The organism is Nocardia sp. NPDC058518 (genome assembly GCF_042719655.1).
GTDB lineage: Bacteria > Actinomycetota > Actinomycetes > Mycobacteriales > Mycobacteriaceae > Nocardia.
The window spans coordinates 287,160-294,469 of sequence record NZ_JBHXNJ010000004.1 but is presented as its reverse complement, the minus strand read 5'-3'; the positions used below and the strand labels follow the sequence as shown (position 1 = coordinate 294,469).

Below are 7,310 nucleotides of genomic sequence, written 5' to 3'. Positions count from 1 at the left end.
GGGGGGGGGGGGGGGCGCCCCCCCCCCACTCGCTGGCGGGCGGCGCGGCGGCCGCCCCCGGCGGCCCCCCCCCCCCCCCCGGGCCGGAGTCCTACGTCATCGACGACGCCGGTCTCGATCTGCCCGGCGCGGTGCTGCAGGCACTCGGACCGGTCGAAGCGCTCGAGCTGTACGGGATGAACGCTCCCACCGAACATCTGGCGCCGATCTTCGGCGACACCGGCGACGCGGCCGCCACCGCGAAGCGCCTCGGCAAGGTGGGCAATCCGGCCACCGACGCGCAGGCACTGGCCTCGGCACTGGTGGAGATCCACTCCTACGCCGAGATCGTCGGCGTGGCCTACGGTGACGGCACCCGCGACATCCAGGACAACCACATCGCCGTCTTCAACACGCGCGCAGGCAGATTCATCATCACCGCCAGCGTCGCCGACGACGGGGTGAAGTGGTCGTCCATCGCCAGCGGCACCAACGCCCGCCTGCGCACCGCGGTAGCCGACCTCATCGAGTCCCTACCGGTCCGCACCGAATTCCCTACCGCGGCAGCCAGTAACCCGGCGTAAGCCCACCCCACCACAACCGCCCCACCAAACGCCCCCCACAACTTAGCCGTAAACCGTAGGCGCAGCCGGAGCCTTTAACCCATGGGGTCGTCGGCGGAGGGGTCGGCTTTGATGGTGAACGGTGGGGTGAATTTGCCCCAGCGTAGGCATTCCCAGCCGCCGTCTTCGGTGGGGAGCAGTTCGATGGTCTCGGTGTTGTCGAGGTGGTTGTTCGTCGTGAACGGCGGCGCCACCCCGGCCAGCGCCTTGCCGATCAGGCGCATGGCGGCACCGTGGTTCACCACCACCACGTCACCGTCGGCGTCGTCGGTCAGGAATTCCTCGCGCAGGCCGTCGAGGACGGGCAGGATGCGGGCCAGCACTTCGTGGCCGGATTCGCCGCCGGGGGCTCTCACGTCGAGCTCGCCGAGGTGCCAGCCACGATAGATCTGCTGGAAGAGTTCGTGCGCTTCCCGGTCGGAGCGGCCGTGTAGTTCGCCCACCTGCACCTCGTACAGGCCGTCGAGGACGTGTGCCGGTGTGCCGGTGGCTTCTTCGATGTGGCTCGCGGTCTGGCGGGCGCGCAGCGCATCCGACGACACCAGTACCTGGGGCGCTCGCGCCAGGCCCGCGCCGAACGCTTTCGCCTGCGCCACACCACGTTCGGTGAGCGGCAGGCCGGGCACCGCGGTGTCGAGGATCTTCGCGACATTGCCCTCGGTCTCGCCGTGGCGCACCAGAATCAGTTTCGCGCGGGTGGTCATAGGTCCGCGACCCCCTTTCGCAATTGCGTCAACCATTCTGCGGCCGGTTCGTCCGACGGCGGCGGTGAGCCGATGGCCGCTACCGCGGGCCATGATCCCAGGAAGCGGACATGGGCGGTGCGGTGCAAGGCTTTCAGAGTTTCGGCCACCGCCGGGTCGTCGATGTGTCCGACGCAGTCGAGATAGAACCGGTAGGTGCCCATGCCGGTGCGGGTCGGTCGCGATTCGATGCGTGTGAGATCGACTCCACGCGTGGCGAATTCGGCGAACGCTCGCATGAGTGAACCGGGCTCGTTGGGCAGTTCGAGGACGATGGAGGTCCGGTCGGCGCCGGTGGCGCCGGGTGCCACGCCCGGCTGGGTAACCAGGACGAAGCGGGTGATGGCCTGGTCGTGGTCGGCCACGCCGCCCGCCAGGGTCACCAGGCCGAGTCGTTCGCCCGCCAGCGCGGTCGAGATCGCGGCATCGGCGGTGCCTGCCGCCACGTCTTCGGCGGCGGCCGCGTTGGACGCCGAGGTGAACGGGCGCGCATCGGGCATCGTGCGCGCGACCCACTCCCTGACCTGCGCCGCCGCCACCGGATAGGCGGCCAGGGTGCGCACGTCGGCCAGCGAGGTTCCCGGTCGCGCGAGGATCGTGAAAGTCACCTCGAGCTCGGTCTCGGCCATGATCTGCAAGCGCGGTCCGATGGCGAGGGAATCCAGGGTCGCCGGGATCGAGCCCTCCACCGAACTCTCGATCGGCACCACCGCACCGTCGACCTCTCCGGTCCGGATCAGGTCGAGCGCCGCCCCTTGACTCGGCGCGGCGACCCGCTCGACCGGCCCATCGAAGGCCCCCGAGTTCTCGAACTTCGCCAGAGCCATCTCGGTGAAGGTCCCGGACGGCCCGAAATACGCAATACGCGGCACACACAAAGATTAGCTGGACCGCCGCCGAAGGTCGCCCAGCTCAGGAATCCAGGACGCGCAGTGCTTCGGTGATTGCCTGTTCGTTGGGGGTTTCGATGGCTAGGAGGACGGTGCGGGTGGCTTCGATGGCGGCGGGCTTCAGCGACTTCAGGAAGGGGAGGTCGGGGGTGGTGAGGGCGGTGGGGATGTCTTCGCCGCAGAGGGCCGCTACGGTGCCCGCGACCACGGCGAGGGCACGGGGGCCGCTGGTGGTGCGGGCGGTGAAGCCGTGGTCGGCGTGGGCGATGCCGGCCAGGAAGGCGGTGAGGTCGGGGTCGGGGATGTCGACGTCGACGGGGGCGGGGGAACTGCCGTCGGGGCGGACCAGGTCGGCCACGAGACTGCGGCGGGCGGGGGCCGACAGGTTCAGCAGGACGGGTTCGGCGGGGGCGGAATGGTCGTCGCCGTGGTCGTCGTGCGTCATCGGTCCACCGTATCGGCTCGATTTCATCGCTGGTGTCCTCTTGCGCGTCGGGCGTTTGTAACTTAGCTTAGGTTTACCTAATCAAACGTTCGCGGAGGTTGTCATGTCGAGCCCCACCACGATCCTCTCGCCGACCACCGCCGAGCGGGTGCGAAGTGCGTGCGCTCATGCCGAGACAGCGGTGCTCGCGCTCCCCGGTATCGACCCGGTCCCCACGACGCTGCACCACCTGCGCCGCTGCGGCGACGCGGTGATCGCGGTGCCTGCGTCCTCGCTCGCGGCGGCGCTGGCCGCCACGGCCAACGAGACCTCCGCGGTACTCGAACTCACCGATCACGCGCCGCTCCCGCTGCGTGAGCCGGTCAGGGCGCTGGTGTGGTTGCGCGGCTGGGTGCGCCAGGTACCCGAGCAGGCACAGCGCGCGCTCGCCGTCGAAATCGCCAAGGAGTACCCGCATCCGGGCCTGCTCGATGTCGGGCACGGCGTCACGCTGCTGCGGATCGTGGTGAACTCGGCGGTACTGGCCGATACCGCTGGCGCCGAGTCCGTCGACCACGCCGACCTGCGCGCCGCCTCGGCCGACCCGTTCTGCGAACTGGAAAGCGCCTGGCTGCAACACATGTCGGAGGATCACGCCGACGTCGTCGCGCAGCTGGCTCGCCACCTGCCGACCCGGCTGCGCGGCGGCCTGGTGCACCCCCTCGCCATCGACCGCTACGGCCTCACCCTGCGAGTCGAGAGCAACGACGGCGACCACGACGTCCGCCTCCCCTTCCCCACCCCCGCCGACGACATCGAATCGCTGAGCCGCGCGGTCCGCATCCTCGCGGGCTGCCCGTTCCTGAACGGCCTGCGCCGCATCTGAAAGGTGTTCTCGGAGCACTTACAGGGGCTGTACCCAGGCTGGATCGGTTAGCCGCGTCTCACTTCGCGTCGCCGGGCCCGGCGGGAACCGACTGCGGCGTGTTCGCTGTTTACACTGCGCGGCATGCGTGTCGATCCTCCCCAGACCGAGCTGAGCGAGCGGGACAGGTTCGGGCTGCGAGTCGAGATCGCGGTCGTGCTGCTCGTGACCTTCGGGTTGAGTGGGATCAGTGCCGGTCTGTCCCTGCTCGATTCGGCGGTGTCGCCGGGTGGGGTCGGTGGGCGGACGGTGGCGCTGAACGCGTCGCGGTCGAACAATTCGTTGATCGATCTGCTGTTCCAGCTCGTCGGGGTGACCCGGCTGATGGCGTGGGCGGCGCTGGGGCTCTACCTGTTGTGGCGCAGCGGGATCGGGCCGCGGCTGATCGGGCTGGCACGGATCCGGCGTGGCGATATCGTGGCCGGTCTGGTGCTGGCCGCGGTGATCGGGTTGCCGGGGCTCGCGCTGTATCTGATCGCGCACGCGATGGGGGTGAGCGTCACCATCGTGCCGAGTTCGCTGTCGGAACACTGGTGGCGGCTGCCGGTGCTGATCCTGTCGGCGTGTGCGAATTCCGTCGCCGAGGAAGTAGTGGTGGTCGGCTACCTGATCACCCGGCTGCGCAGGCTCGGCTGGTCGGAGAACTCGTCGCTGGCCGCGTCGGCGCTGTTGCGTGGTAGTTATCACCTGTATCAGGGGATCGGCGGCGGCCTCGGCAATATCGTGATGGGCCTGGTCTTCGGCCGCTACTGGCAGCGAACCAACCGCCTGTGGCCGCTGATCCTGGCCCACGCGACGATCGACGCTGTCGCCTATCTCGGCTACAACGTGCTGCGTGGGCGCGTCGGCTGGCTGCCGTGACAGTTACTCGGACCACCCCCGGGCACTGATGTGAGCGGCGTGTCGCGGCGAGTTTCGCCACATCACCGCGTTTCGCGCTAACAGTGGGCCTCGAGCGGGGTATCCCAGTAGTGACCGAGCGCGCAGAACCGACTCGCGCTCCCCACGATCAGTAGAGTTTGACGGTGATGAACGGCGACGATCCCCGCGAGGACCCCCGTAGACGCCGGGTGCCGCCGACGTCAGGCCGCCCCGGCGGCCCTTCGGTGCCCCCACAAGGTCGTCCCATGCCACCGCAAGGTCGCGGGGTACCACCCGATCCGCGCTACGGCCGCCCGCCCGGCAACGATCGGCGCCCGCATCCCGAGGACGGGCCGACGGTTCGCTACAACCCGGCACCTCGGCGCGGCGCATCGCACGTCGAACCCACCCAGGTGCTGCACCGCGGCAACTCCGGCGACCAGCCGCTGGCCTATTCGCAGATGCCGTACGAGCGCGAGAAGCCGCGTCAGCCACCACCGCCGCCACGTCGTGAGCAGGTCAGACACGCGCCGACCCAGCGTCCGGTCCCCCATCACGACGGTCTCCCGCCCCGGCGCACTCCCCCGCCCGTCGACCTGGGCAGGCAGCCACGGCCGCCGCGGCGCAGGCGCAAACGTCATCCGTTCCGGTGGTTGACGGTGATCGTCGTGGGGTTGATCGTCGGCCTGATCGCCGCGGTCGTGCACCTGGACAACTCGCTCACCCGCATCACCGCGCTGCCCTCCTACAGCGACCGCGTGAGCAATACCCCCGGCACCAACTGGCTGCTGGTGGGCTCCGACGGCCGCGGCGACCTCTCGACCGAGCAGGAACAGGAACTGGCGACCGGTGGCGACACCGGGCCCGAACGCACCGACACCATCATGATGGTGCACATCCCGTCCTCCGGCCCGACCACGATGGTCAGCCTCCCGCGCGACTCCTATGTGAACATCCCCGGCCACGGCAAGGACAAGCTGAACGCGTCGTTCGCGCTCGGCGGCGCTCCGCTGCTGGTCCAGACGGTGGAGGAAGCCACGGGCGTGCGGATCGACCACTACGCGCAGATCGGTTTCGGTGGTTTCGCGAGCGTGGTCGACGCGATCGGCGGGATCGAGATGTGCCTGGACGAGCCGATCGTCGACCCGCTGGCCGGGCTCGACCTGGCCGCGGGTTGTCAGAAACTGTCCGGCCCGCAGGCCCTCGGATTCGTGCGCACCCGTGCGACCCCGACCGCCGATGTGGACCGGATGAACCGCCAGCGGATGTTCATGGCGGCGCTGTTGAAGAAGGCGACGGGCACGGGGACCCTCGCCAATCCGTTCGCCTTGTGGCCCATGGCGACCGGGGTCGCGGGCTCGCTGAAGGTCGATGACGGCGACCACATCTGGAACCTGGCCGCGCTCGGCTGGGCGATGCGCGGCGACACTGTCACCACCAGCGTCCCGATCGGCGGATTCGACGACACCGACGTGGGCAACGTGTTGCTCTGGGACAAGTCGAAGGCCTCCGGGTTCTTCGAGGCGCTCGCCACCGATCAGCAGATTCCGGAGGAGCTGCTCACGCGGTAACGTCGAGGTATGCCCGAGAACCTGTCGTTCACCGAACTCCTGCGTGACCAGGTAAGAGCCGGTCTGACCTCGGCTCATCAGTATCTGGCCGCCGCCGTCTACTTCGACGCACAGGATTTACCCGAGCTGGCCGGGCAAACCTATGCGCGCTCGACGGCGAACCATGGGCACGCGATGCGCATGGTGCAGTACCTACTCGACCGCGAGGTGCCGATCGCGATCGGTCGGCTCGACGAAGTGCGCTCGGAATTCGATTCCCCGCGCGCCGCGATCGCCTTTCTGCTCGACCGTGAACGGGTCACCACCGAGCAGATCAGCGCACTCGCCGCGGCCGCGCGCGACACGAATGATTTTCTCGGCGAACAATTCATGCAGTGGTTCCTCGGCGAGCAGGTCGACGATGTCGCCGGAATGACCACGCTGCTCACCGTTCTCGACCGACAGGACAACCTGTTCGACGTCGAGGAATTCATCCGCCGTGAACTGCGCGGCACGGTGCGCGTAGACACCACCGCACCCCGAATGGCCGGTGCGAGTTAGGAAATGCTTGGTTAGGGAATACTGTCCTCAATAAGGCTGCACTTGGATGACAACGCCCTTGACCAGCATTAATGTTGCCGGCATGTCGATTCATCCGGAAAGCCCGCGAAGCAAGTTCCACACTCTGCTCCAAGACCAGATCCGGCATGAGTTCAATGCCGAGCACCAGTACATCGCGATCGCGGTGTGGTTCGACAACAACGACCTGCCGCAGTTGGCCAAGCGTTTCTACGCGCAGTCGGTGGAAGAACGAAATCACGCGATGATGATCGTGCAGTATTTCGTCGACCGCGACATCGCCGTGGAAATCTCGGGCATCGACGCGGCGAAGTCGAAGTTCGAGTCCGCCCGTGAGCCGATCGAACTGGCGCTGGCCCAGGAAAAGACGGTCACCGACCAGATCGTGCAGCTGGCGAGCACCGCCCGCGAAGAGGGCGATTACCTCGGCGAGCAGTTCATGCAGTGGTTCCTGAAGGAACAGGTCGAGGAAGTGGCGCACATGACCACGCTGCTCAATATCGCCGATCGCGCCGGGTCGAACCTGTTCGACCTGGAGGCGTTCATGTGGCGTGAGCTGAGCACCCCGAAGGACGCCGCAGGCGCGCCGTCGGTCGCCGGCGGCAGCGTCTAGCTCGAACGCAGAGGGATTGGGGGGGGGGGGGGGCGCGCGCCCCACCCCAAACACGAAAGTACACACGGCGGTTGACTCACCGCGCTGGCGAGACAGAACCAAACAACACCCGAGACACAGACA

9 protein-coding genes are annotated in these 7,310 nt (G+C 68.1%); 6 read left to right on the top strand and 3 right to left on the bottom strand.

Translation table 11 applies throughout. The annotated features are described in order from the left end of the window. A partial coding sequence (locus ACFWPX_RS10395) for an ESX secretion-associated protein EspG (protein ID WP_378927138.1) occupies positions 1-563 on the top strand: 563 nt, incomplete at its 5' end. A 74-nt stretch (positions 564-637) separates the two neighbouring features. On the opposite strand, the gene ACFWPX_RS10390 is transcribed toward ACFWPX_RS10395, so the two are convergent. From ACFWPX_RS10390 to ACFWPX_RS10380, 3 genes are read right to left on the bottom strand one after another with little or no spacing between them, the layout of a single operon-like run. Further along, positions 638-1,306 carry a histidine phosphatase family protein gene (locus ACFWPX_RS10390; RefSeq protein WP_378927137.1) on the bottom strand — a complete coding sequence of 223 codons (669 nt, stop codon included), beginning with the start codon at positions 1,304-1,306 and terminating at the stop codon, positions 638-640. Continuing rightward, positions 1,303-2,217 (bottom strand): prephenate dehydratase, encoded by a 915-nt coding sequence (pheA, locus tag ACFWPX_RS10385; protein WP_378927136.1) that lies wholly within the window; start codon positions 2,215-2,217, stop codon positions 1,303-1,305. Before pheA ends, ACFWPX_RS10390 begins: the two co-directional genes overlap by 4 nt. A gap of 40 nt (positions 2,218-2,257) precedes the next feature. Beyond that, on the bottom strand, positions 2,258-2,680 hold the full coding sequence (locus ACFWPX_RS10380; RefSeq protein ID WP_378927135.1) for a hypothetical protein: 423 nt from the start codon (positions 2,678-2,680) through the stop codon (positions 2,258-2,260). A gap of 103 nt (positions 2,681-2,783) precedes the next feature. Between ACFWPX_RS10380 and ACFWPX_RS10375 the strand changes: the two genes are divergently transcribed. From ACFWPX_RS10375 to ACFWPX_RS10355, 5 genes are all read left to right on the top strand, one after another. Then, entirely contained in the window at positions 2,784-3,545 is a 762-nt protein-coding gene (locus ACFWPX_RS10375; protein ID WP_378927133.1) for a DUF2470 domain-containing protein, read from the top strand. A gap of 123 nt (positions 3,546-3,668) precedes the next feature. Then, on the top strand, positions 3,669-4,445 hold the full coding sequence (locus ACFWPX_RS10370) for a type II CAAX prenyl endopeptidase Rce1 family protein (RefSeq protein WP_378914942.1): 777 nt from the start codon (positions 3,669-3,671) through the stop codon (positions 4,443-4,445). Positions 4,446-4,612: 167 nt separating this feature from the next. Further along, positions 4,613-6,016, top strand: a complete 1,404-nt coding sequence (locus ACFWPX_RS10365; RefSeq protein ID WP_378927227.1) for an LCP family protein — start codon at positions 4,613-4,615, stop codon at positions 6,014-6,016. Positions 6,017-6,025: 9 nt separating this feature from the next. After that, positions 6,026-6,556 (top strand): ferritin, encoded by a 531-nt coding sequence (locus ACFWPX_RS10360; RefSeq protein WP_378927132.1) that lies wholly within the window; start codon positions 6,026-6,028, stop codon positions 6,554-6,556. Positions 6,557-6,638: 82 nt separating this feature from the next. After that, the gene (locus ACFWPX_RS10355; RefSeq protein WP_378914946.1) at positions 6,639-7,187 is read left to right on the top strand and encodes a ferritin; all 549 of its coding nucleotides are present in this window, start codon (positions 6,639-6,641) and stop codon (positions 7,185-7,187) included. Positions 7,188-7,310 lie beyond the last annotated feature (123 nt).

Excerpts from the sequence above, each read along its gene's own strand:
- ACFWPX_RS10375 (WP_378927133.1), top strand. The coding sequence starts at position 2,784 with ATGTCGAGCCCCACCACGATCCTCTCGCCGACCACCGCCGAGCGGGTG.
- ACFWPX_RS10370 (WP_378914942.1), top strand. The coding sequence starts at position 3,669 with ATGCGTGTCGATCCTCCCCAGACCGAGCTGAGCGAGCGGGACAGGTTC.
- ACFWPX_RS10360 (WP_378927132.1), top strand. The coding sequence starts at position 6,026 with ATGCCCGAGAACCTGTCGTTCACCGAACTCCTGCGTGACCAGGTAAGA.
- ACFWPX_RS10380 (WP_378927135.1), bottom strand. The coding sequence starts at position 2,680 with ATGACGCACGACGACCACGGCGACGACCATTCCGCCCCCGCCGAACCC.
- ACFWPX_RS10390 (WP_378927137.1), bottom strand. The coding sequence starts at position 1,306 with ATGACCACCCGCGCGAAACTGATTCTGGTGCGCCACGGCGAGACCGAG.
- ACFWPX_RS10355 (WP_378914946.1), top strand. The coding sequence starts at position 6,639 with ATGTCGATTCATCCGGAAAGCCCGCGAAGCAAGTTCCACACTCTGCTC.
- ACFWPX_RS10365 (WP_378927227.1), top strand. The coding sequence starts at position 4,613 with ATGAACGGCGACGATCCCCGCGAGGACCCCCGTAGACGCCGGGTGCCG.